The organism is Cupriavidus sp. GW822-FHT06G04 (genome assembly GCF_058799075.1).
On the sequence record NZ_JBXALD010000005.1, the window covers coordinates 37,054 to 62,401 of the forward strand.

At 63.8% G+C, this 25,348-nt stretch carries 14 protein-coding genes; all 14 read left to right on the forward strand.

Features of this window, described 5'->3' with window-relative positions:
• Nucleotides 1-91 precede the first annotated feature (91 nt).
• Complete coding sequence (locus tag AC1RKI_RS13055; protein ID WP_244788240.1) at nt 92-646, forward strand: type 1 glutamine amidotransferase domain-containing protein; 555 nt, start codon at nt 92-94, stop codon at nt 644-646.
• 318 nt (nt 647-964) lie between these two features.
• On the forward strand, nt 965-3,472 hold the full coding sequence (locus AC1RKI_RS13060) for a sensor domain-containing protein (protein WP_492795610.1): 2,508 nt from the start codon (nt 965-967) through the stop codon (nt 3,470-3,472).
• Nucleotides 3,473-3,676: 204 nt separating this feature from the next.
• Complete coding sequence (locus AC1RKI_RS13065; RefSeq protein ID WP_492795612.1) at nt 3,677-4,057, forward strand: VOC family protein; 381 nt, start codon at nt 3,677-3,679, stop codon at nt 4,055-4,057.
• A gap of 120 nt (nt 4,058-4,177) precedes the next feature.
• Nucleotides 4,178-4,897, forward strand: a complete 720-nt coding sequence (locus AC1RKI_RS13070) for an SDR family oxidoreductase (RefSeq protein WP_492795614.1) — start codon at nt 4,178-4,180, stop codon at nt 4,895-4,897.
• Between the two features lie 717 nt (nt 4,898-5,614).
• Nucleotides 5,615-8,161 carry a two-partner secretion domain-containing protein gene (locus AC1RKI_RS13075; RefSeq protein ID WP_492795616.1) on the forward strand — a complete coding sequence of 849 codons (2,547 nt, stop codon included), beginning with the start codon at nt 5,615-5,617 and terminating at the stop codon, nt 8,159-8,161.
• Nucleotides 8,158-9,924, forward strand: coding sequence for a ShlB/FhaC/HecB family hemolysin secretion/activation protein (locus tag AC1RKI_RS13080; protein WP_223506229.1), 1,767 nt, complete (start codon nt 8,158-8,160; stop codon nt 9,922-9,924). The genes AC1RKI_RS13075 and AC1RKI_RS13080 overlap by 4 nt, the downstream gene beginning before the upstream one ends.
• 18 nt (nt 9,925-9,942) lie before the next feature.
• Nucleotides 9,943-10,749 carry a peptidyl-prolyl cis-trans isomerase gene (locus tag AC1RKI_RS13085; RefSeq protein ID WP_492795618.1) on the forward strand — a complete coding sequence of 269 codons (807 nt, stop codon included), beginning with the start codon at nt 9,943-9,945 and terminating at the stop codon, nt 10,747-10,749.
• Nucleotides 10,750-10,838: 89 nt separating this feature from the next.
• On the forward strand, nt 10,839-18,974 hold the full coding sequence (locus AC1RKI_RS13090) for a two-partner secretion domain-containing protein (RefSeq protein ID WP_492795620.1): 8,136 nt from the start codon (nt 10,839-10,841) through the stop codon (nt 18,972-18,974).
• Between the two features lie 6 nt (nt 18,975-18,980).
• On the forward strand, nt 18,981-19,763 hold the full coding sequence (locus AC1RKI_RS13095; RefSeq protein WP_150980203.1) for a hypothetical protein: 783 nt from the start codon (nt 18,981-18,983) through the stop codon (nt 19,761-19,763).
• A gap of 536 nt (nt 19,764-20,299) precedes the next feature.
• Nucleotides 20,300-20,491 carry a hypothetical protein gene (locus AC1RKI_RS13100; protein WP_223506227.1) on the forward strand — a complete coding sequence of 64 codons (192 nt, stop codon included), beginning with the start codon at nt 20,300-20,302 and terminating at the stop codon, nt 20,489-20,491.
• A gap of 35 nt (nt 20,492-20,526) precedes the next feature.
• Nucleotides 20,527-22,323: a DUF637 domain-containing protein gene (locus tag AC1RKI_RS13105; protein WP_223506225.1), complete on the forward strand. Its 1,797-nt coding sequence runs from the start codon at nt 20,527-20,529 to the stop codon at nt 22,321-22,323.
• Between the two features lie 378 nt (nt 22,324-22,701).
• Nucleotides 22,702-23,652, forward strand: coding sequence for a hypothetical protein (locus AC1RKI_RS13110; protein ID WP_223506223.1), 951 nt, complete (start codon nt 22,702-22,704; stop codon nt 23,650-23,652).
• Entirely contained in the window at nt 23,649-23,993 is a 345-nt protein-coding gene (locus tag AC1RKI_RS13115; RefSeq protein WP_150980207.1) for a hypothetical protein, read from the forward strand. The genes AC1RKI_RS13110 and AC1RKI_RS13115 overlap by 4 nt, the downstream gene beginning before the upstream one ends.
• Nucleotides 23,994-24,727: 734 nt before the next feature.
• Nucleotides 24,728-25,087 (forward strand): hypothetical protein, encoded by a 360-nt coding sequence (locus tag AC1RKI_RS13120; protein ID WP_150980209.1) that lies wholly within the window; start codon nt 24,728-24,730, stop codon nt 25,085-25,087.
• The last annotated feature ends 261 nt before the right edge of the window (nt 25,088-25,348 follow it).

The window sequence follows — 25,348 nt, forward strand, 5'->3', positions numbered from 1 at the left end:
AGAGCTGGCCGCAGCGCTACAGGCGCGACATCAAGTTGGCACGGACGATGCGTTGCTTGCGTCTTTCCGGACCATTTCGAGGACAGCAATCATGGGCGACAAGACACTGGACGGCCTCAACGTGGCCATTCTCGTCACTGACGGATTCGAGCAGTCGGAATTGCAGGAGCCACGCCGTGCGCTCGATGAAGCTGGCGCACACACGCGTGTGGTGGCGCCGAAGGACGGCGAGGTGAAGGGCTGGAAGTTGAAAGACTGGGGCGATACCGTGGCAGTGGATGTCCAGCTGGACGCAGCACGCGCCGAGGACTTCGATGCGCTGCTGCTGCCTGGCGGCGTGATCAACCCGGACTCGCTGCGCATGCAGCCGGCCGCCGTGGCGTTCGTAAAGGCCTTTGCCGAGGCCGGCAAGCCCATCGCGGCGATCTGCCATGGACCGTGGACGCTGATCGACGCAGGCGCCGTAAAGGGCCGCAGGATGACGTCGTGGCCGTCGCTGAAGACTGATCTCTCCAACGCTGGCGCGCAATGGGTCGATCAGGAAGCGGTGGTCGACGGCAATCTTGTAACGAGCCGCAAGCCGGACGATATCCCGGCCTTCAATCGCGCAGCGATCGAATTGTTCGCGCGCGCACGCCGGCAGTGACGCGGCGGCGCGCCGGCGCCCCGCATGTAAATGCCCTGACACCGTTCCCGTGCCTGGCCCTCTTGTCTGTAAGGCACCCGCGACGGACGGTGGGGAGCAACACGCTATCGACTGTCCGCCCTACAGGCACGCAATTTGCCACGTTCCTCCCCATGCCGCGTGACGCCGGTGTCACGCGCTTCCCCCAACCTCAATTTCCGCCGTGGCATGCCGATAACACAGACTGCCGGGACCCCGCGAGGTGTGCCGTGTAAGCATTACAAGATCGAAATATCAGAACTAGAAAGCCTTGCAATGGTGACAAAGTCGCCAGACCACATGAAAGATCGGAGACAGGAGCGCGCGCCGTTGTCCCGCGCGGCGCTGGAGCAGGTGTTGCGGCAATTCCCCGAACCGCTGCTGGTGAAGAACCGGCGCGGTGTGTGGATGTTCGTGAATCCGGCGATGTGCCGGCTGATGCAGCGGCCGGCCGAAGCGTTGCTCGGCCGCACCGACGCGGAGCTGTTCAGCGCCGAGCGCGCCGCCGCGTATCGCGCGGTACATGACCGCGTGATCGACGGCGGCGAGCAGGCGGACGAGACCGAGGTGTTCCAGATCGAGGACGGCGACGAACGGATCCTGCGCACACGCAAGCGCCTGGTCGCGATGCCGGGCGCCGACGAGCCGCTGCTGCTGGTCTGGATCACCGACATTACTGACGCGCATCGTATCGAGCGCGCGCTATCGGAAAGCGAGGCGCACTATCGCTGCGCGGTGGAATTGAGCCCCGAGGTGCCGTGGACGGCCGATGCCGCCGGCCGGGTGTCCGAAGCGGGGCCGCGCTGGTCCGAACTGACCGGCCTGCCCGTCAGCGAGGCGCTTGGCGACGGCTGGGCGCGCTGCGTGCACGCCGATGATCTGCCGCGCGTGCGAGAGACTTGGGCCGATTGCGTCGCCACGCATCGAGCACTGGACGAGGAATACCGCCTGAGGCTGCACGATGGGTCGTACCGCTGGGTCCGCGTGCGGGCCGCGGCGCGCATCGACGACTATGGCAACGTTATCCGCTGGTACGGCACGCTCGAGGACGTGGACGACCGCAAATCGGCCAGCATGGCGAGCGAGGCACTGGCCGCGCGGTTGTCCGCCGTGCTGGAGAGCACCACCGACAGCGTGGTCCAGCTCGACCATGCATGGCGACTGAGCTATTTCAACGGCAATGCCGAGCGGGCGATGGCGGGACGCCAGCCCGCGCTCGGGCGCTCGATCTGGGACATCTTTCCGGAGGAGCGACAGGGCGTGATCGCCGAGCAGTACCTGACTGCCGTGACCACGCGCCAGCCAGTCGTGTTCGAGCACCATGTCCAGGCGCTACAGGCATGGTACGAGGTGCATGCGTATCCGACAGCCGAGGGCCTGTCGGTGTTCTTCCGCGATATTTCGGAACGCAAGCTCGCCGAGCAGCAGTTGCTTGCCAACCAGGCGGCGCTCACGCATATGGCGCGCCACGATCCGCTGACCGGTATTGCCAACCGCCTGCTGTGTCGTGAGCGGATCGGGCACACCATCGCGGCGACGACGCCGGGGTCGCTCTCCGCGCTGCTGTACATCGACCTCGACGGCTTCAAGGGCGTCAACGATACGTTTGGCCATTACGCTGGCGATCTCGTGCTGCAGCAGGTGGCGAGGCGGCTGCTGGAATGCGTGCCTGACGCCGATGCGGTGGCGCGGATCGGCGGCGACGAATTCGTGGTGATCCAGGAGCGCATCGATGGCCGGCATGAGGTGGAAGCGCTCGCGCAGCGCCTGGTCGCGCAACTGTCACGCCCGTTCCAGCTAGACGGCGAGCCCGTGACGCTGGGCGGCAGCATCGGCATCGCGCTGATTCCCGATGACGCTCAAAACGCCGATGATCTGCTGCAGGCCGCCGACATGGCGCTCTATCAGGCCAAGGCCGAAGGACCGGGCACCTGGCGCTTCTTTTCCGCCGACGAGGGGGATCGCACCAAGGTGCGGCTGGAGCGCAAGCGCGCGCTGCATCAGGCGCTGGCGGCCCGCCAGCTGGAGTTGCACTACCAGCCGATCTACGACCTGCGCTCCGGCCAGTTGCGCAGTTTCGAAGCGCTGTTGCGCTGGCGGCATCCGGTGCACGGATTGATATCGCCGGCGGAATTCGTGCCGCTGGCCGAAGAGACCGGCCTGATCGTGCCGATGGGCGAGTGGGCGCTGAACGAGGCGTGCCGCCAACTGGCACGCTGGCCGTCGGGCATCTGCCTGGCCGTGAACCTGTCGCCGCTGCAGTTCCGCGGCCGCGCGCTGCTCGATACCGTGCGCCGCGCTGTCGACGATGCCGGCGTGGAAATCTCGCGGCTGGAACTGGAAATCACCGAATCGGTACTGCTGCGCAACGACCGCGTCAATCTGGAACTGCTGCGCGAGTTGCGCGGCATGGGCGTTCGCATCGCCATGGACGACTTCGGCACCGGTTACTCGTCGCTGAGCTATCTGCGCAGCTTCCAGTTCGACAAGATCAAGCTGGACCGATCGTTCGTGTCGGACCTTGCCACCAGCGCTGAATCGCGCGCCATCCTGCACGCGGTGCGCAGCCTTGGCGCGGCCTTCCGCGTGCGCACCACAGCCGAAGGCATCGAGACGCCAGAGCAACTGGCCGTGGTGCGCGAGGAAGGCTATGACGAAGGGCAGGGCTATCTGCTGGGCGTGCCGCAATCGCCAGAAGAAGCGTTCGCGCTGGCGCATGGGGCCGCCAACTGCGTCGGCGCGAAGGCATCATGCGGCGGCAACGATCTGATCTGCAAGGTGGAGTGCTGCCCGGGACGCGTGTCGTAGCGTCCCGTTCCCGGGGGCGGCGATCTTCTCGTTCCGGTTGAAAATCATTCAACGGCCAGCCCACTTATCAATTCGGCGTCATCGACAGACAATGCGTCCACGGTTTGGCGCGGGGCAACTTGCCCCGCTGGCTACGCCGCGGCCCCAATACCTTGTCGGAGCGCTCGCTGTTCGAGCGGCAACGCGCGTTCGCCGGAGTGTCCCATGCATCTCGATCACGTCACGCTGGTTACCGATGACATTGAAGCGATGCGGCGATTCTTCGTCGATCTCGCCGGGCTGCACGTAGGCCCGCGGCCGCCGTTTGGCGTGGACGGGTACTGGCTGTATCTCGATGGGCGTGCGGTGCTTCACCTGATCCGCTCTGGCACGTCCGCGCGCCCTGGCAGCCCGACCCCGCGCATCGATCACTGCGCGTTTCGCGTCGATGATCCTCAAGCGTGGCACGCGCTGCTCGACCGCCTGCGCGCGGCGTCGATTCCATTTCAGAGCGCGGAAGTCCCGCTGACCGGAGAACGCCAGATCTTCGTGGCGCTCGCGCCCGCCGTGAGCGTCGAGTTCGTCATCTCGGCGGCGCACCGCTGAGCGCGCGATTGTTAGTCGGCAAACGGCATCTGGCATCTGGAGCACAATCGGACGTTCCCGCCGGAACCGCGCGCCGCCGCGACATATGCGCCATTGCACATTCCTAAAAGGAGAAACAGCATGACCATTCAGACATTCGACGGGCAGACCGTGCTCGTCGTCGGAGGCAGTTCGGGGATCGGCGCGGCCGTCGCGCAGCAGTTTGCCGATGCCGGGGCAGCGGTCACGATCGCCTCGCGCAACGCGGCAAAGCTGGCGTCGATCGCACAGCAGATCGGCGGCGATGTGAAAACCGCGACGCTCGACTTCACCGTCGACGATGCGGTCACAGCGTTTTTTGCCGGAGCGCCCGCCTATGATCACGTCGTCGTGACGGCAGGCGAGACGGCAACCGGGCCGGTGCGCGGCTTGCCGCTCGGCGACGCCTACGCTGCGATGAACAGCAAGTTCTGGGGCGCCTACCGCGTGGCACGCGCCGCAAGCATTCGCGAAGGCGGATCGCTCACGCTGGTTTCGGGCTTCCTGAGCGTGCGTCCGAGCAAGTCGTCAGTGCTGCAAGGCGCCATCAACGCCGCGCTCGAGGCGCTGGGACGCGGGCTGGCGCTGGAACTGTCGCCGGTGCGTGTGAACACGGTTTCGCCGGGACTGATCGCCACGCCGCTGTGGTCGAAGCTGGACGCCGAGGCGCGCGACAAGATGTTCGAGGGCGCCGCAGCGCGTCTGCCCGCACGACGCGTCGGCCAGGCGGAAGACGTCGCACGTGCCGTGCTGTATCTTGCGTCCACGCGGTATGCCACCGGATCGACGGTACTGGTCGACGGCGGCGGTGCGATTGCCTAGCCATCGATAAAACGTACGCCAATCACGGGGAGCAGCAGCGCGTGGATAACCTCGGTGCCCTGCGGTTGTTTGTGGAAGCCGCCGCGCTTGGCAGCTTGGCCGCCTGCAACTGGTGCTGCCCGAATGGCGCTGCCCTGACTCGCCCGTGCACGCGCTGTTCCAGCGACGCCAGTTCATGGCCCCCCCCGTCCGCGCATTGCTCGACTTCCTCGCCGAGCGCTTTGCCGAAAGCGCCAGTCAGTATGCGGCGTACCTTGACGGCAGCGGTATGACGCGGGACTGAGATCGCGCGGCCGGTCCGATTGCGCCCTTCGGGCGCTTGAAAATCCTTCTCTGGTGGGGGAGTGCCGGCGGCAACCGCTGCGGGAGCGTCGCCGCAAGGTTGGTGTGCATTACGCCGTATCGTATTTATCGGCGTTTTCAGCGGCGACTTTAATTCTCTTCGACTGCCCACTTGCCGCGCTGCTACAAGCGTTTGTCCGGGCTCATGCGCCGCAAGCACGACGGTTCCGCGCGAGATAGCGGTAGGCAAAGGTGCCGCGCGTGAAGCCCCGCAGAATCGTTGCGTGCCGCAGACACTCGAATCGATTACGCCCGCAAGGGGTATTTGCCAGAAATCACACATTTGCTAATGTCGCGCCCCGGGTAGATTGCGGGGACAGCGCCTGACAAAGATCGGGCTCCCGCATCAATACATAGAAAAGTGGGAGTGGGTCGTTGTTTGAATTTCGGTTAGCACGGGGCCAGCTTGGGTCGCTGGTCTCATATTCGTGTGTGCGCGGCGCATTGGCAGGGCTTGCGTTCTTCGCACTGGCCGCGCGAGGCCATGCCGCCGGCATTGTGGCCGACGGCGGGACCGCCACCACAGTCAATGTGGGCGCTGGCGGCCGGATTACCGTTGGTGTGGCCGGCGCGGTAGGCGGCGTCTCGACCAACACATATCGCGAGTTCAATGTGCCGCGCAGCGGCGTCGACCTCGACAATTCCGCGGCACGGGCGCGCACGATCCTCAATCAAGTCACCGGCACTAATCCCTCGCTGTTGGAAGGGCAACTGAGCGTGCTCGGTCCACGCGCCAATGTGGTCATCGCCAATCCAAACGGCATCAGCGTCAATGGCATGACGGTGCAGAACATGGGAAACCTGGCGCTGACCACCGGGCAGGTTTCATTCAACGATTTCACCGTCAACGGGCAATTGCAGCGCAACCTGGTGCTCACCACCAACCAGGGCGCCATCGACATCGGCCCCGGCGGCCTTTCCGGCACGCTGCTGAATCTGGAACTGATCGCCAAGCAACTGCGCGTTGCCGGCAAGGTCGAGAACCTCTACGGCGATGCCAACGCGCGGGTGCGCGCCGTGGTAGGCGACAGCCATGCCGAAGTGGATGCCAGCGTGTCGCCGGGAGACAACCAGACGCCGTGGATCAGCTACTCCGCGTCTGGCTCGGCGTCGAAATCCATCGCGCTGGACATCACCGCCGCGGGCAGTCTGATGGCGGGTCGAATCGAACTGCTGGTGACGGACCAGGGCGCCGGCGTGCGCCATGCCGGCACCGCATATGCCACGGCTGGCGATTTTGTCATCTCCGGTAGCGGTGATCTGGAACTGGCATCCGGCAGGATCGGCGCGGCCAACGACGTGCTGATCGGGACGGGCGGCCTGCGCGGCACCGGGGCGATTGATGCGGGACGACATCTGCAAGTGTCATCGGCGCGCGTGACATTGGCGGACAGTGCGCTGTCGGCTGGCACGCGCACAGCGGGGGATCTGGTCATCGGTGCGCAGGGGCAAGTGCATGGCGAAGCGGTGGCGTTGACCGATACCAGGCTCAACGCGAGCGGCGGTCTGGGTCTGTTCGACGCCGGTCCGGGCGTTGTGTTGACCGGCGTGCAGGCCACGGCCGACGGCAACGTGGTGATGGAAGCGAGCGGCCCGGGCGGATTCACTGCGACGGCGGGCGCAGGGCGCACCGCGCTCACCGCGTCGCATGGCCAGCTTGCGCTGCGCGCCACCAACATCGCGCTTAGCGGAACTGACATTGATGGCGTTGGCGGTGTTTCGATCGCGTCTGGCGACGTGAGTCTGCGCGACACGGTTTTGCGCGCGTCGGGCGGTGGAGTCAGCATCGACGCACAGGGCGCGTGGCGCCAACTGGACTCGGACGTGCTGGCCGCGTCGGATATCACCTTGCGCAGCGCTTCCGCAAGGCTCGACTCGGCGGCGCGGCAATCGACCATTGTGGCCAACGCGGGCGGCGTGCTGTTCGATGTGGCCGGTGATATCACCAACATGGGCGGACTGATCCAGGGGCAGCGTCGCATCGCTTCATCCGCCGCTTCTGCTGGCGCGGTGACGTTGCGCGCCGGTGGCGGCGTCTGGAACGAGTCGACGCCGCAGTATCTCGGCATTCTGTTCGGCGCGGCCGACGACGTCGTGGTCCGCGCGGGCGGGGACGTCGTCAATCGCCACGCGCGCATGTTGTCGAATGCGAAGCTCGACATTGCGGCCACGGGCGACCTGATCAACGAAATCACCAAGCAGCCCGGCACCAACGACGAGCAGCCTGTCATCGCATCGGCGTCCGCCCGCAGATGGTTGGTGCTGTCTCGGCGCAGCAGTACGTTCGATATCGACTATGGCACGGCGGATCGGCCGGATCAGGTCGCCTATCTGCTGTCCGATGCGGGCACCACGCTAAGCGGCAGAAACGTCATCAATACCGGTGGCGAAATCTATGCCAACAACGGCGCGATCCGGATCAACGCCGCCGACACGTTCCGAACCGAAGGCGTGACGACGGGATCGGCTCACTATTCCCGCTCTTGCATGATCGTTTGCCGGACATCGGCCTCATCCGATACAGCGGTGATCGGCGGGCTGCTGTCCGCAGGCAGTGGCATCGAGATCCGTGCAGGGCGGCTGGCCGAGAATATCGGCGGTCGCGTGCTGGCGATCGGCGACCTCGATATCGATGCGCCCATGACATACGCCGCTGGCGTAACGGGCTATACCGCCATCGCGCGCGAGCGCGGTTTCAAGGTGTTCTTCGGCGATACGTGGGCACGCCTGTACGCGATGGATGTAGGTGGAAGCTGGATGGCTACCGGCCGCACGCGTGTAAGCGGCGATGCGGAAATCAACGGCGGCAGCTTCGATGGCGCGGTGACCGTTGCCGGTGCCACCACGCAGACGCGGGCGCGCCGCATTGAGCCGGTATCGGTGGAAAGCCATCTCGGTATGACGTCATGGATGTGGCGATGAGGCGCAACTTGCGACATCGGCTCCATCGCATCGCGTTGGCAACGTGCGTTCTGGCCACGACCGGTGCCGCCCTTGCGCAAGTGCTGCCGGGCGCTCAAGGGCCGCTTCCGCCGGAAGATCCCGCGCAGCGACTGTTGCGCGAACAGCGCCAGCGCGACCTACAGCGCGAAGCCACACAACCACCAGCGCAGATCGAACATCAGGCGCCTCCGCCGTCCGACGTCCGCGTGGAGGAAATCGACGAACCCGCCGCGACCTTCGACATCCGCCGGATCGAGGTCGAAGGCAACACGGTGCTCGGCGATGCCGAGGTCGCGGCAATCATCGCGCCGTTCGAAGGCCGCGCGCTTGGCGCGAATCGCATCAATCTGCTGCTGAGGCGCTTTACCGAAGCATTCGTCGCGCGCGGATATATCACCACGCGCGCCTATCTGGGTCAGCAGAACCTTGCCAGCGGCGTACTGCGCGTGACGGTGGTGCCGGGGCGCGTCGAATCATTCCAGCTCAACGGCAAGACATTGCGGCCGGGACCGCTGGCATTATTCGATGCCACGGGCGGCGGCTGGGTGACCGATGCAGGCACCGTCTGGCAGTTTCCTGCGCCCGGCGACACGCTACGGTTGCAAGACCTGGAACAGGGCGTCGACCAGTTGAACCGCTTGCGCCGCAATCGCGCGGAAATGCAGATCCTGCCGGGCCAGACGCCGGGCGGGTCCGTCGTGGCGTTGACCAATCAGCCGGGCGACCGCTTCCGCTTCAATGCGGGCGTGGACAACTACGGCAGCCGCGTGACCGGCATCTCGCGCACGCGCGTCGGCATCGATGCCGACAATGCCCTTGGCTTGCAGGAATCGCTGGGCGTCAGCTACGTTGGCACCACCGATACCAATGCGGCCGTGGCGTCCGCCGCGGTGCCATTCGGCTACAACACGTTCAGCTATACGGCGTCGCTGTCCGAATACCAGAACGCCATTGGCGACACAGCACTGCTATATGGCCGCACCGTTGGCCACACGTTTGGCTGGAACCGCGTCATCACACGCAACCAAACCGGCCGACAGGCGCTGGACCTGACGCTGACGTGGCGTAAGACCGAGCGTGAGATCAACAACCTTCAGCTCGATCCGCAGCGACTCACGATCCTGCGCGCCGCGTGGAATGGCCTGTGGCGCTTTGCCGCAAACGGCCAGCAAGGCTACGTCACAGCGGAAGCCGGGTACTCGCGCGGGCTGTCCGCCTTCCACGCCACGCCGGATCCATCGGACATCCGGCACGACGAAGCGCACGCCCAGTTCAACAAGCTCGACGCCAATACCACGCTGCAGATGCCGCTGCCGTTGATCGCCGGGCGCGCGCAGCTGGCGTGGCGCGCGCAGCTGGTGGGGCAGTGGACCAATGTCGCGCTATTCGGGTCCGAGCAGATCTACGCGGGCGGCATGAGCACGGTGCGCGGTTTTCGCGAAGGGGTGATCGCGGGCGACCGCGGCGCATATCTGCGCAACGAGTTGGCATGGGCCAATGCGCCGGTCGTTGCGGGCATCCGCATGGAACCGTATGTGTTCGTCGATGGCGGTGAAACGCAGTACGTGGCCACGCGGCAATGGCAGGCCGTGGTAGGCGCGGGCGCGGGCATCAGGCTGTCGGCGCAATGGGCCAAACAAACTTTCACGAGCGAACTGCTGGTGGGCGCGCCGCTGGCGCAGCCCGCCAATCTCGGGCCGAAGCGCGGCGTCGTGCTGGCCACCTTGAACTGGATCTACTAGACATTTGGGAGCACAAGCATGCAAGGCAACATTATTCGTCTCGCTCTGGGTGCCGTCATCGCATTGGGGCTCCAGTGCGCGCACGCTGCCACGGTCAATGGCGTGGCCATCGCCGATACGGCGATCACCGACACCCTGCGGGCGACGGGTCTGCCCGATTCCCCCCAAGCGCGCGAAGCGATCAAGCAGCAGTTGATCGCGCGCGAACTGTTCCGCCAGGAGGCCGCCAAGGACAAGGCGCTGGAACAGCGTGCGGACGTGCAGGCGTCGTTGCGCGAGGCGCGCAACCAGGTGCTGATGCAGGCCTGGCTCAAGGACCATATCAAGCCCGCCCCGGTGACTGATGCAGAGGTACGGGCGCGCTACGACGCCATCGTCGCGACGCTGGGCGATCAGGAGTACAAGGCGCGCGTGATCGAAGTGGCAGACGATGCCGCGGCCGGCGCTGCGCTGGCACGCATCAAGGCTGGCGAGGACTTCGCAAAGGTGGCGCAGGCCGTCAGCCTCGCCCCGTCGAAGACCGCCGGCGGCGCGATGGAGTGGGTCAGCTTCAAGGTGCCGGTCCAGGAGGGCAAGACCCAGAACCTGCCGTTGCCGATCGCTCAGGCCATGGCGTCGTTGCCGCCCGGTGCGATCACGCCCGCGCCCGTTGCGGTGGGCGAACGCCGCTATCTGGTCAAGGTCGATGCCGTGCGCCCGACGCAGATTCCCGCGTTCGAGACGGCGGCGCCTGGCATCCGGCAGGCGCTTCAGGCGCAGGCGCTGGAGCGCGCCACGCTGGCCCTGGTCACGAGCCTGCTGACCAAGGCAAAGATCACGCAGTAGTTCGCGTCGCAATCACCGCGCCCGATTCGCCGGCGGCGTTTCACGCTGCCGTTTCCAAGTCTTTCGTCTGACGCTGTTCAGCCCCAACCATGCAACGCGACCGCTCGGCCACGCTGTACCCCGCTTCCTCGACCGCCGCTGACGTTCCTGTGGACGTGCCGGCCGACCTGTCGCTGGCCGACCGTGGCCGCCGCAGCGTGGCCGCGCGTGCCGTCGCGGCATGCTTGGCCACCACGCTGTGGGTCGGGCCGGTGTCGATCACGTTGCAGCAGTCCAGGCAGGCGGCGGGTGTGCTCGGTGCGGGCGCAATGCCTGTGGATGCCTTTGCCACGCACGTCGGCGCGGTGCGTCAGGGGCTGCTGCGCTGGGCGATGGACCAGTTGCCGGTGGTATTGCGCTTCGGCCCCGCCGAGGCCATGGCCGCGCCAGTGACCGATCCGGCGGCACCGATCCGCTTCACGCCGACGATCTCTGCCACGACCGGCCCGGGCGCGCCACAGGGCGGCGTGCCTGTGGTCGGCATCACCACGCCGAACGCCCAAGGCATCTCGCTGAACCAGTACCGCTCGTTCGTCGTCGACCCAATCGGGCTGATCCTCAACAACAGCACCACGGGCGGCGGTGCGTTTCTGGGCGGCCAGGTGGGCGCCAATGCCAACCTGGCGGCATCGGGGCCGGCGCGGCTGATCATCAACCAAGTGACCAGCAATGCGCCGGCGCAAATCAACGGCATGGTCGAGGTGTTCGGCGCGCAGGCCGGCCTGGTGGTGGCCGCGCCCGGTGGCGTCTATACCAACGGCGCAGGCTTCACCAACACATCGCAGGTCACCCTGACGACGGGCACCCCGCAGTGGCTCTCGGCAACGGGGGCCGCCACGAGCTTCGACGCGGCTGCGTCGGCTGGATTTCTGGTCGAAGGCGGTCGCATCCAGATCGGCAACCCGACGCCGGGATCGCCCAGCACCGGCATCGAAGGCACGGTCGGCAACATCAACCTGATCGGCGAGTCGATTGGCGTCGATGCGGCGTTGAACGCCGGCCGCCAGATCAATCTCGTGGCCGGGCGCCAACTGGTCAAGCCCGACGGCGACGGGTTCACGACCACGCCCACCGGCGCCAACAATGCCGCCACGAACGCTTCCGCCACGAACGGTCTGGCGATCGATGCCACGGCCTTCGGGGCGATGAATGCCGGGCAGATCCGCATCGTCAGCACCGCCGCAGGCGTGGGTGTGCGGGCCGATGGCAACCTCGCGGCGTCGGCGGGCAATCTCACCATCGATGCATCGGGTAACGTCAAGGTCGGCAGCACTTACGCCAAGCAAGAGGTGGCATTCAACGCAGGCGGTGCGGTGGAGGCGGCTGGCAACGGTCGCGCCGAAGCGGCGTACTTCGTCAACGCAGCCGGCGATGTCACGCTGGGCGGGACGCTGGAAGCAGGGCGCGGCGTCGCCGTGACGTCCGGTGGCGCCATTCGTGGCGCGGGCGGTGTCAAGGCACAGGACGCGGTGGCGCTCAATGCCGCGACCAACGTGGATGTGGGCGGTGCCGTGAACGGCGCGAGCATTTTCGTCAAGGCGGCGGGTCAGGACGGGCAGGGGGATATCCGACTGGGTGGCGATGTGACGACGCCGGGGACCATCGCGCTGCAGGCCGCGCGGGATACCGTCATCGACGGCAGCGCGGTATCGGCCGGTGATCTGAACCTGGCCTCGCAACGCAACCTGACGATTCACGGCGCGGCGGGCAGCACCACGGGCAACGTGTCGCTGACCGGTATCGACGGCAGCGTGACGACCACGGGCAATGTGGTCTCGCCCGGCACGCTCAGCGTAAAGGCAGGTACCGATGTCAGCCTCGGCGGCCAGGTCGCGGCGACGGGGCAGCTCGATGTCACGGCGCAGACAGGCAGCATTGCCACCACTGGGCAGATCGGCAGCAATGCCGGCATCGCGCTGAAGGCGGCGCAGGATGTGACCGTGGGCGGCCAGGCGCAAAGCGCGGGCGATACCACCATCACTGCCACACGCGGCAATGTCGCGATCAATGGCGCACTGACTAGCGACGCCAATACCGCCATTTCTGCAGGTGGCGCCGCAAGCGTCTCGGGCAGCCTGTCGAGCGGTGGTAACGCCAGCGTATCGGCGGCGACAGGGTCGGCCACGATCAACGGATCGCTGACGAGCCTCGGCAATGCCAATGTCTCGGGCGCGCAGGACGTCACGCTATCGGGCAGCACGTTGGTAGGCGGCAATCTCGGTGCGTCGGCAGGCCGGATGCTGACGGTTGGCGACCTCACCTGGATCGGCAAGGACGCGACGCTGCGCGGCGGCGATGTCTCGATCGGCGCACCGCAAGGGCAGCAGAACGCTGTCAGCGGCACCTTGGATGTTGCCGCCACGCGCGGCCTGACGCTGACCGGCGATACCACGGCCACCAACGTGAGGCTGAGCGGCGCAACCATCAGCAATGCGGGCGGTACGGCGGCCGTGCAGCAAATGCAGGTGTCGGGCGGAACGGTCACCAACACCGGGACGCTGGCGGGCAATGCCGTCACGCTGAACGTGACGAACCTGACCAACCGTGGCGTGCTGGGCGGGAAGACCGTCAACGCCACGATTGGCAACGCGTTCGACAACGCGGCAGGATTGCTGTCCGGTGCGCAGACACTCACTGTGTCAGCCGGAGCGCTGGTGAACAACCAGGGCGGCACGCTGTTTGCCGGCGATCTCAGCGGCCAGAATCCGCTGAGCGGCAATCTGGCCTTTACGGTGTTCGGCAGCAACGGCAGCTTCAACAACGTTGGCGGTCAGGTGCTGGCCGGCAACAACCTCACGCTCAATGCGCCTAACCAGGTGTTCGATCCGTCGGCTACGGCCACGGGCAAGCTCGACGCCAACGGTACGCTGACGCTGGGCGCGCTGGCGATCAACAACACGGGAACGTGGATCGTGCCGGGCGGCAGCGTGGTACTCAACGCCAGCCAGGGCATCAGCAACAGCGGCACGATCCAGAAGGCGGGCGATTTGTCGCTGGCGACCGGCGGCGCCTTGACCAACACCGGGCAGATCATCGGGGGCGCCAATGTGTCGCTGTCGTCCGGCAATCTGACCAATACGGGCACGCTGCATGCCAACGGTGACCTCGCGCTGGACGGCAACATCACCAACCGCGGCGTGGCCGAGGCGCTGGGCAACGTCGCCATTACCGGCGGCAACTTCGACAACACCGGCGCCAAGACGCAGGCCAACGGCAACCTGAGGATCGACATCGGTGGCACCGTGAGCAATGTCGCGGGCGTGATCGGCGCCAATGGCGACATGCATATCGCGGCGGGGGCGGTCATCAATGACCGTTCGGGGCCGGTCGACGGCGGCAGCACGACGGGCAAAGTCAGCAACGATGCGTTGGTCAATTCGGCGGTGATCGGCAGCTACGCACCATGGGTATTTTCGAATTGCGATTCGTGCTCGTGGATGCCCACCGCAGGCACGCCGACCAACCTGAAGATTGGCGATATCCGCCGCACGCCCGACGGCACCGCGCTGGCGCCGGAAGTCGGCAACTACCCCTATACGCCGGGCGGGGAAGCTGGCATTTCATGGATTTCGATGTGGCAACTGGTGGATGCCACGAGCCCGTACCCCGCGAATGCCGTGGGTATGGCAATTGCGTTGCCCACCGTGGACCGCACCATCGTCAAGCAGGCGGACGGCGTTGCTGGCCAGATCATCGCTGGCGGCAATCTCGATATCAGCGCGTCGACGCTCTCCAACAAGGGCGGCATCATTTCCGCCGCGCGCAACGTCACGCTCAATGTCGGCAACTTGGACAATGGCAGATCCGCCACGCTGGTCGATAGCGTGACAGACGCGGTCAATCAGGCCGAATTCAATGCACTGCTGGCCCAGCTCAACAGGCTGGCACAAGCTGTTCCGCCATCCGATCAAACGGGCGCGAACCAGCAACTGCTGTTCGGCACGATCACGCCGCCATGCATGGGCGACAGTTGTGGCATGCCGGCCATCACCGGTGCGCCGGTCAACGTCGGCCGCGATGTCAACAACGCCACCGTGTCGGCACCGACGCAGTCGTCCACCACTTCTCAGTTGGGCAAGGCGGGTCAGATTACCTCGGGCGGCAACCTGGCCCTGAACGGCACCGGCGACCTGACCAACACTGGCGACATCGCTGCCGCCGGCAACGTCAAAATCACCACTCCAGGTACCTTTACCAACAAAGGCGTCTACGACGTCAGCGTGGCTACCCAGGTCGGCTGCGTCCCGGGCGGTGACTGCCCCGATGACAGTTTTCCCACGGTGCAGTCGGTAGCCTGGAAGCAGACGCCTTCCACCATTGCCGCGGGCAACGCGCTGACCATCAACGCAGGCGCCCTGCAGAACCTGAACGCCACGCTGGCGGCTCAGGGCAATGTCGATATCACGACAGGCGGCACCGTGACCAACCGCGCCGGTGCGATCCAGTCGGTCTCCGGCGATGTGTCGATTACGGCGGCCGCGCTGGTCAACCAGTCGCTCGATCCGATCAAGCTGCACAAGAGCTACGGCGGCCAGAATCCGCCTTATGCCGGCGGCTGCAATCCAGGCGGCACCTATGGCAATAGCCAATGCGCCGCCACCGAGGACGCTGCCGCCGGTCCCGCAGCGGTGATTTCGGGGGCGCGTGACGTCACGATCCAGACCGGATCGCTCAGTAACAATGGCGCGTTGATTAGCGGCGGCCGCAACGTCAACGTGCAGGCCAGCGGCGGCGTGGACAACACCGCCATCGCACTGAACGCCGACTGGGTCGGACGCTGGCAGGAAGATCGCAGTGGCGGTGACCGCTGGCACGATACGGGCGGCCGTTCGGTGCTGGGCAGCATCGCTTCCGGCATCCAGGCGGGCAACGCGCTGACCGTCAATTCGGGTGGGCAGATCGTCAACACCGGCAATCTGCTGGGCACAGTCGTCGACCTGACCGGTGCGTCGATGGTCAATGGCATTACCAGCCCGAACCAGCCCACGCCGCCGATCGCCACGCCGCAGCAGGTCATCCCCCTCGGCCCGGCGCCGGTGCCAGCGGGATCGCTGCCGCCTACGGCAACTGTCACGCCCGATCCGACCGAGCCGTGGCAATTCACGCCGGTGGTGGTGGCAACGCCCACCGCGCCGACGGCCACGACGCCGCCGGCCGTCGACTGGCACTTCAATGCCAAACCGGACGGCACGCCGGTGACCAGTCCCACCACGTCTAACGACCGCGCGCAGTACGTCAGCCCGAACCCGGCTACCGGCGTGCTGGCTGGCGTGACACCGGACAGTCTGCTGGCGCAATTGCCGCCGGAGCTGCGTCCGGGGAACGTGACGTTCTACTACGACCCGTATACCGAAGGGCAAAAGCTGCAACAGGCCGCCTTGGCACAGACGGGGCAGGAAAGCTTTATCAGCGGGCTGTCGTGGGACAGCCAGAACAACCTGTCGGTGACCGACCAGGAAAAACTGTCGCTGTACAAGAACGCCGCCGATTACGCGAAGGAACACAACCTTGCACTTGGCCAGGCCCTGAGCGTGGATCAGGTGAAGGCGCTCGACGCACCGATGCTGTGGTACGTCGAGCAGGCGGTACCCGACCCGCGCTGCACGCTGGCCAGCACGATCTGCCCGAGCGTCAACGCGCTGGTGCCGCAGGTCTATCTGCCGGAAGGCTATGCCCAGGCGCTGGCTGTGCCCACTGGCGGCACGATCAGCGGCGAGAACATCAAGCTGACCGTCGACGGCCAGCTTCGCAACACCGGGCAGGTCGTCGCGCGCGACACGCTGACGGTCAAGGCCGAAAGCATCGACCTGAGCCCGAACGTGGTGTCGATCGGCACCAACGCGTACAAGGCGCAGGGCGGCTGGAACGTGGTGACGGGCACGGTGGTGCAGCCGGGCGGCTTCCTGTCGGCGATGCACATGGACATTGAGGCCGACAGCATCCGGGCCATCAACGACGCCTTCCGCGTGACGCGCGCCGACGGCACGGTCGACGCGGAAGCCAGCGCCGCGCTGGTGGCGCAGCTCAAGGAAAGCCTGGGGCTGAACTACACCGAAGGCACGGTCGCCGACGACATCCACACGCAGTTCATCAAGGAGAAGAAGGGCTTCGGCATCCTTGGCCAGATTTTGGCGATGGCGGCGGCGGTGGCAATTTCGATCGCTACGGCGGGGGCCGGGGCGGCGATCGTAGGTGCGGCCTATAGTGCGGCAATGGGAGTCACGGCTGCGGCCGGAGCGGCTTTTGCGACGGCAGGGGTTGGCGCGGCGATGTCGGCGGCTCTATCTGGGCTGATTGCCGGCACGCTGTCAAGCATGGTGAGCCAGGTCATCACAACCGGTTCGCTGAACATCGGTACGGCATTGAAGTCCGGCGCGATTTCCGGCCTGACAGCCGGGCTAACGCAGGGTGCGTTGGGCGCGCTAAAGCTGACCGACGCCGGGCTTAGCAGCTTCGGCGATAACATCACGCAGGGTAACTGGCTCGAGGCGGCCAGCAATCTTGGCAATTACGCCCAGGCCAGCATCGTGCGTTCAGCTATCAGCGCCGGTATCAATACGGCGGTATACGGGGGTAGCTTCGGGCAGGCATTCGCCGGTGGACTGGTGCGTGATGCTGCGGCATTAGCGGCGAATGCGGTGGGCGTGACACTGCCGGGGATTGGAAAACCTGGTGCCGATCCAGGGACGATCATCGCCAATGCTGCAGCGCACGCCCTAGTTGGCTGCGCTGCAGCGGCACTGGGCGGTGACGACTGCGCGGGAGGGGCCATTGGCGCCGCCGTCTCGGCTATCGTCGCTCCGCTGGTGCGGGACAGCCTGTATGACTCCGGGGGGAGCACCTGGAGCATTGACAACGGCAATGGCACGTCAACGACCTTTACAGAATTCAAGGACCAACAATACAACGCTGTTACGGTAGCCGTGGCCACCCTTGTCGGCAGCGGGCTAGCCGCCGCGCTCGGGAGGGACGTCACCGTTGCGGCGACAGCAGCCCAGAACGAGGCGATCAACAACGCCCTGTCTGGCAGCCAGGTAAGAAAGAAGAACGAACAGCTGGCATCGGCGAAGTCGCCGGATGATCGAGACCGCATCAACAAGGTCTGGGAAGACAAGGATCGTGCGCAAACCAAGGTCTATACCGACTTGGACGATGCGAAGCTCGATATGGCGCGAGCGTCGACAACCGCGGACAAGGCAACGGCGCTGCTGAAATTGCAATCGGCAGTGGATGCGGCTACGGCACTCTACGGCGAATTCCGTTCTGGCAACGACACTGGGGGGATGACGAAGATCGGGCAAGCGCTGCTCAGCGCAAGCCTGGCCATGCAGCAGGCATCGGCGGAATCCGGCACGCCGTTGAACCTCTCCCCAGCCCAGCGTGAGGCCCTTGCCAATACATACATGGAGATCGGCACGGCGCTTTCAGCGTATGAAGGTTCGACTGTTCCGACAAACCTTGGAAAAGGCCTGAAGACGGTTGCCGATTGGTTGTTGGGTCGTCCATCCGCTGGCGCGGTAGATATCGCGGCCGGCATGCCCGGGAAGACGATTTCGCCAACGAACGAACCTGGCGCATACTCGTCGCAGACTAGCAGCGGCGCACCAGCGCCGACCCCGGCACCGGGACCGGGCTATACTGCCGGCGACGTATTGGGGGTAGTGGGCGGCCCACGCACCTTCAATGGGGTGGAACTCGATCCAAGACTGCCGCCTCCGGTCGCGGGGTTGGACTACACACCCAAGGTACTAGATTCGGGAAATGTCAACATCGCGAACTCCCAGGTCAACGGTTATCAAGCTGAATTGAAACTCGCCAATACCATTGCGGCCTTGCCTGACCAGATCGTAGTGAAGTATGGAGATGTCATTGGACGGAATGGGGCGGATGTAATCTCGGTGAACTCGGTCACCGGAGAGGTGACATTGTGGGACAGCAAATTTAGGAGTACCGCTGCGAGTGTTGAGCCATCTCCAACCTTTGCACCGGACTCGGCCTCTCTTCGAAATGCTTTGGCGGAGGCTCGTAACGCGATCGCTGCATCGAACTTGCCGGAGACTGCCAAGAATGCCGCGCTGACAAGTCTCATCAAGGGAAATTTCAAGACCAATACTGTCGGTGCAGGACAAGTGAAAAACTCCACTATCGTCAGGTTTTGTGGGGCTGTGCCCTGTTCCGGAGGTTAAGATTTAATGCTATTCAATCCTCAACAATTGCGAACCAATGGTTTCAGCGCCGGCATGATTGCCTTCTATCGCGAAGGCATGTGGCAAGGGCCTCCCTTTGGTAATACTGGCGCAGACGGCTTGCATTGGGTGATTTCCGCATGGCTGCTTGGCTTGCAGTCGGAATTTTCCGAGACTCTCCCGAGAGCAGTTCAATGGATTACCGACGCCATTGCATCCGGAGAGGAGTTTGGCGCTGACCAAAACACCTATCTTTCGCTGTTACATGGTGCTCGGGCAATCGGTAAATGGATGCTGGATGGGATTGAAAGTCAAGGTGACTGGGACTCTGCGAGGCACTTCGAATTGCTCCGCTGGACGAATAAGTATCGTCCATGGTCGCAGTCGGAAATCATAAGCTTCGGCCTTGACGAATATATGGCTCTGGCATGTCAGTGCCTTCAGTCTCCGGAAGCGCTCGAGCATGCGATTGGCCTGTACGAGGATTGGACTGGAAAACGCCAGCCTTTGCCGCTTTCCAAACTGGTGCTTCCGCGAGACTTTGGTTACTCGATTTGCATGCATTACACAGGACGGCATGTTCAAGTTGAGTCCGACCTGTTTGACGCGGGGCGGCGGCTTTTACGGCGTTATTTAGCAGATCACTGGTTGGGAGGTGGGCAGACGATTCGCGCGGTGATGTGGCTCAAGATCGTGTACTCGCTCCAAAATACGAAGCTGACTCCCATGGAAATCATTCTGAAGGCATACGACGACATGCCAAAGGTACACAGACCCGATTTCGTGTAGGTGCGCAAAGATTTTTGGCGGAAGTGGCATGGGCCGGGAAATCGAGAGTGCCGGGAAGATAGCGCGGGTGTACTTGGACTCCATCGGACGAGGCACCCGCCCCAGTTGGCATCAGGCGAGCGGCCTGCTTTGAGATCTGCTGCGCGGGTCGTGAAAGTCTGACCAGGGAGAAGTGATGTTGCCACTTGGGGCTTATCCACTGATTCGGCTCGGTCTCATGGGCATCCTCAGCCCCGTCCCTTCACCGGTAATAGGACCTACCGTGGAGAAGACGCGCTCGTGCCGCCGCTACACGCTCGTGCTCGGGGGCGGGTAAGACCTATACGCGCGTGGTTTTGGCATTTGGCGATGCGTGCGCCTCTACGCTAGCGGTCCATGCGGGAGGGCACTGCCACGAGATCCGGACACCGTTAGCACGTGGTCGGTCGGGACGTGTCAACGGTGCCTTAATCCGAAGCAAACGAACTCGCCAGCCTCTCTGGATCGGGCCTGTGCACCGGCTTGTAGACATCACCGGTTACCGGAGCGGATACCGTTTGCACGTCATCGACGACAACGTGTTCGCCATTCAGGTCGGAACGCACGAACTGTCGCCGGCCGTCGGGGAAGCAGCGTCTATGACCCGGGATGGGATCTACGCAGACAGCCCGGCGCTCGACGCACCGATGCTGTGGTACGTCGAGCAGGCGGTACCCCACCCCGCCCGGTCGTCGCGCGCGACACGCTGACGGTCAAGGCCGAAAGCATTGACCTGAGCCCGAACGTGGTGTCGATCGGCACCAACGCGTACAAGGCGCAGGGCGGCTGGAACGTGGTGACGGGCACGGTGGTGCAGCCGGGCGGCTTCCTGTCGGCGATGCACATGGACATCGAGGCCGACAGCATCCGGGCCATCAACGACGCCTTCCGCGTGACGCGCGCCGACGGCACGGTCGACGCGGACGCCAGCGCCGCGCTGGTGGCGCAGCTCAAGGAAAGCCTGGGGCTGAACTACACCGAAGGCACGGTTGCCGACGACATCCACACGCAGTTCATCAAGGAGAAGAAGGGCCTGGGTGTGCTGGGCCAGATCTTGGCGATAGCTGCTTCGGTGGCGATCTCGATCGCTACGGCTGGTACAGGTTCTATGTTTGCGCCATTGATCTCAGGCGTGCTGTCTAGCATGGTGGGTCAGGTTCTCACCACTGGCACGCTGAACATGGCCGCGGCACTGAAAGCCGGCGTGGTCAGCATGGTGACGGCGGGACTCACGCAGGGCGCGCTGGACGGATTGAGCCTCGGTGACGGCGGTCTGGGCACGTTGGGGACCAACATCAGCACAGGCAGCTGGACGGCGGTTCAGGATAGTCTCGGGAAAGTAATTGCTGCAAGCGTGGTGCGTTCGGCCATCAATGCCGGGGTCAACACCATCGCCTACGGAGGGAGCTTCGGCCAGGCATTCGCAAACGGACTTATTCGCGATGCGGCTGCGGTAGCGGCCAATGCCGTTGGCATAAGGGCGCCCGGAATTGGGGTGCCGGGTTCAGATCCCCAGTCCATTCTTGCCAATGTACTCGGTCACGCGTTGGTCGGCTGTGCGGCACAGAGTCTGTCGGGCGGGGATTGTGCTGGCGGTGCCATTGGCGGGGCGGCCAGTGCCATTGCGGCGCCGTTGATCCGCGATAGCCTGTATGCGGGCAGTCAGACCGTCTTCGACAACGGGGATGGCACGCAGACGATCAGGTATGGAAATATCGGCTACAACGCCACGACCGTCGCGCTGGCGACGCTGATCGGTGGTTCTGCTGGTGCATTGCTCGGGACGAATGCCACTGCGGCGGCGCTGGCGGCGCAGAACGAGGCGCTGAACAATTCGCTGAGCGTGAAGATCGTGCCGCGGCCGGTCCCGACACCATTTGGTGTGGTGATGGTGCCGATGCCCGTGGTGACGGATGACCCGATCGGCACGCCGAATAACGGGCCTCAGAAATCCGATCCACTCACGAACCCGCTGGAAGAGCAAAACAGCAAGGGCAATGCTGTTGCGACGCCGAACAACGGTCCGCAGGGTTCGACGTTGACGAGCACGCCCGCGAGCGGTCCACAGGGGCCAACGATTCTGGGCAATCCTGGGTGTATGCTGGCGCTAGCGATCTGTGCGGGTCTGACGGCAATTGCGCAGATCCAGAATGGTGCAAGTCCCGGGACGGGATCGGATAGCAACTCTCAGCCAGGATTGGATTGGTCGATTGTCAGCAAGACTGGAGAATCGCGCCCCGATCACATCGTTGCTCAGCATGGCGACCTTAATTTGAACAAGCCAAACCAAGGCGTGTTCTATGGCGATCCGGTCTCGACAGTAAACGACGCATGGAATATTGTTCGGCAGGCTGGTATCCAACCGGTGACCAGCGGCAGCACCGACATTTATGTGGTGCCTCGCCAGAATTCGGGATATGCAGGTGGTTACACTGGGCAGCGCCAGAACTTAGATACCGTCACCATTATCACGGTACATGGAACGAACCAAATCATTACCGCATTCCCCGGTAACGGTCTTCCACTGCCTAAATCACAATAGCTATGACCTATAAACACTATGCCGTTATTAACGAAACCTGCCCGGTTTGTAGTCAGGGGCGAGTGCTTGTGGCATCTGAGGGAGGCAAGGGCAACCTATTTGCTATGTGCGAGGACTGCGAGTCCGAATGGTGTGACCCGCGGGAATCGAACAATGCCGCCCTAGCTACAAGAGATAAGCATCCCTTCTCTCGCTATCTTGAGGTCGGAGATTTGGTGGGACACGAGTGGTACGCCTCAGTGCTCAATCGGTAGGCAAAAGCTAGCCGGCTTCGGGCAGATCAATGCACGGCCCGAAAAACCGCGCCTGGGCAAAAAACCTGCGGCCGGGACCCGCGTCGGGAAAATCGCCACCCGCAACGCCAGGCTGCGTCTAGGGTTGCGCGCCATCGCCATCGCCAACGCTGGACGCGTCGGGTGCTGGATACGGTGCCATTGGCGGAGGGGCCAGTGCGATTGCGGCGCCGTTGATCGCGATAGCCTCTATGGGGGCAGCCAGACCGTCGTCGATAACGGTGATGGCACCCAGACGATCAAGTATGGAAATGTCGGCTACAACGCCACGACCGTCGCGCTGGCGACGCTGATCGGTGGCTCTGCTGGTGCATTGCTCGGGACGAATGCGACGGGTGCGGCGCTGGCCGCGCAGAACGAGGCGCTGAACAACTCCACGTCCGACAAGGTGGTGAAATGGGCTAAGGAGACCTACAAAGATCCTCTTGGGGACTTGGCACGTTGGGGCAAGGAACTCCTCGGTATGCTGCCAGGGCAGACGCCGCCGACAGAAGCCAACCCGCTGGTGGACGCGACGAACGGTGGTAATCCGCCGGCGACGGGCGGGGCAGTGGTAACGCCTCCGACGATGTCCTGTAGTGCAAGTGGGCAGTGTGTGGTGACGCCCCCAATTACTTCACCGGGGGCTCCTGGCAATGCGATTCTGTCAACCAATGGCGGCGATGCTGGCGGGGAACCGGGACAAGGCGCCAATGCAGACAGCGGAGCACCGGGGCGGGTGCAGTCCCGCATAAACTTGACGAACGCCGGCATGGACCACATTGGTGATCGACACCTTGATCCGACGGTAAATGCTAGCCAGTTTGCAATTAGTGAAAGTGACCTCACGAAACTGCTGCAGGATAAAAACACTGTTTCAACACCCATAACTCGTGCCATTCGGAGCGGCAATGATATTAACTATGTTCGGGAAGTAGACACTGGGCAAGTGGTCGGCACCGACAAGTTCAATGGCTATCAGCCGACGTCTACAATGACGGTGATTACGGACAAGTACGGTAACCTTGTAACTGCGTTTCCCGGGAGGCTGGAATGAAGGAGAAAAACTCTGAGAGAGACGAGTTGATTCGAAGAGACCTTCTTGGTACGTCCGAACAACTATGTTCCCAAAATGACCCGACTGGCTTGGGTCCTGCACTGCGCGGCTTCTTGCCGACGCTGGACCGTGCGTTCATTCTGAAATGGCTGCCGGAACAGGCGGAAGACATCTATTGGGTACTTGTCGGCCCTACGACGATAGTGAAAGTCGAGATCCCTCGTGCACGAGAAGGACCTGCCGTGCTCGAAGCCATTGACCTTGCGATGTTTCGAGGAAAGCCGCAGTCGCGAAAGGTGAGAGAGAAGCTGGAGATCGCGCTCAAGTTGATGAGTGGTTGAGTTGCGCGGTAGGGGCCATTGGCGGGGCGGCCAGTGCCATTGCGGCGCCGTTGATTCGCGACCAGGTCTACGCCGACAGCGCGGTGGTGAACTACAGCGATGACCCGGTGCGCCAGGCGCTCACGGTCGGCCTCGCAACGCTCATTGGCGGTACCACGGGGCTGCTGCTTGGCGGGAACTCTACGTCGGCTGCGCTGGCGGCGCAGAACGAGTCGCTGAACAATGCGACCAGTGGTACGAAGAAGCCGGCCATACCGGACGACGTGCGCAAGATGATGGAGGCGGAGCGGCGGGCGTTCGGTCAGGTAGGCAGCAAGCCGGGGTCAGCAAATTCCGATGTCCCGCCGATGATTGGCCCCAGTCCCCTGGTGCTCGGCGGAGCAAATAAAGATGGAGCGCCAGGTTTGATGGGGCCAAAGGTACCGTCAAACTTACAGCCGTTCACCAATCCACCGCAAAGCCCTGTAGTTCCTCCCGATTGGGTCTCGCGACCAGGGCGAACGCCTGGAAGCACGATTTACTATCCACCTGGAACAGACCCGAGCGCGCAAGGAAGCACGTATATTCGTGTGATGCCACCCGGCTCAACGCCGGTGCCTGGGCTTGAAAATGGCTACTGGCTTTCGATACAAAAGGGGCAGCCAATCAATCCTGCAACCGGGGGAACAGGGACACGGGGAGACACGCACGTCCCGTTACCCCCGAACGGAATGCCGCCACAAAGATAAGAGAAAATGATGATCGATAATCGAGACTTGGCAGAAATTCACCATACGGTCCTGACAGGACTAACCGTTGGTGTTGGCTCGCTCATCTTACTATTTGCGAGTGGTGCGCAGATCCTGCTTCAATGCCCATTCGAGGGTAACGAAGACGGTATCGTTCAAGCAGGGCATGGGGAAGATATGAGTTCAAGCCCCGCTTTGTTTGGGTTTTTGAACCGGCGGATTATCGATGCTACGGTCGACGGGAATCTGATCCTCTCGCTACATTTTGACGATGGACGGTATTTGAGAATTATCCCGGAGCGAAATGGGCTTGAGTCATACGTGCTCACTACACGGCATGGCATCTGTCCCATTATTGTCATGTGAGAGGGCTGCTCTTCGGCTGCTACTACGTAGCTGACCTCGTCTGTGCACCTGTGTGGGCGCGCCTTGTTGTTCCTTAACCATGCCGGATTGCGCGGCCCAAAACCGCGTCTGGGGTAAAACCCTCTTCCTATACCCGAGTCGGGGCGCCGACCGCCCGCAAAGCCTAGCTCCGTCTAGGGTTGCGGGGCGTCGCCTCGTGGGCTGCATCGGGTGCTGGATTTGGTGCCATTGGTGGGGCAACGACTGCCGTAGTGGCGCCAT

Coding starts and splice junctions, on each gene's coding strand:
- AC1RKI_RS13055 (WP_244788240.1), top strand. CDS start 92: ATGGGCGACAAGACACTGGACGGCCTCAACGTGGCCATTCTCGTCACT.
- AC1RKI_RS13060 (WP_492795610.1), top strand. CDS start 965: ATGAAAGATCGGAGACAGGAGCGCGCGCCGTTGTCCCGCGCGGCGCTG.
- AC1RKI_RS13065 (WP_492795612.1), top strand. CDS start 3,677: ATGCATCTCGATCACGTCACGCTGGTTACCGATGACATTGAAGCGATG.
- AC1RKI_RS13070 (WP_492795614.1), top strand. CDS start 4,178: ATGACCATTCAGACATTCGACGGGCAGACCGTGCTCGTCGTCGGAGGC.
- AC1RKI_RS13080 (WP_223506229.1), top strand. CDS start 8,158: ATGAGGCGCAACTTGCGACATCGGCTCCATCGCATCGCGTTGGCAACG.
- AC1RKI_RS13085 (WP_492795618.1), top strand. CDS start 9,943: ATGCAAGGCAACATTATTCGTCTCGCTCTGGGTGCCGTCATCGCATTG.
- AC1RKI_RS13090 (WP_492795620.1), top strand. CDS start 10,839: ATGCAACGCGACCGCTCGGCCACGCTGTACCCCGCTTCCTCGACCGCC.
- AC1RKI_RS13095 (WP_150980203.1), top strand. CDS start 18,981: ATGCTATTCAATCCTCAACAATTGCGAACCAATGGTTTCAGCGCCGGC.
- AC1RKI_RS13115 (WP_150980207.1), top strand. CDS start 23,649: ATGAAGGAGAAAAACTCTGAGAGAGACGAGTTGATTCGAAGAGACCTT.
- AC1RKI_RS13120 (WP_150980209.1), top strand. CDS start 24,728: ATGATGATCGATAATCGAGACTTGGCAGAAATTCACCATACGGTCCTG.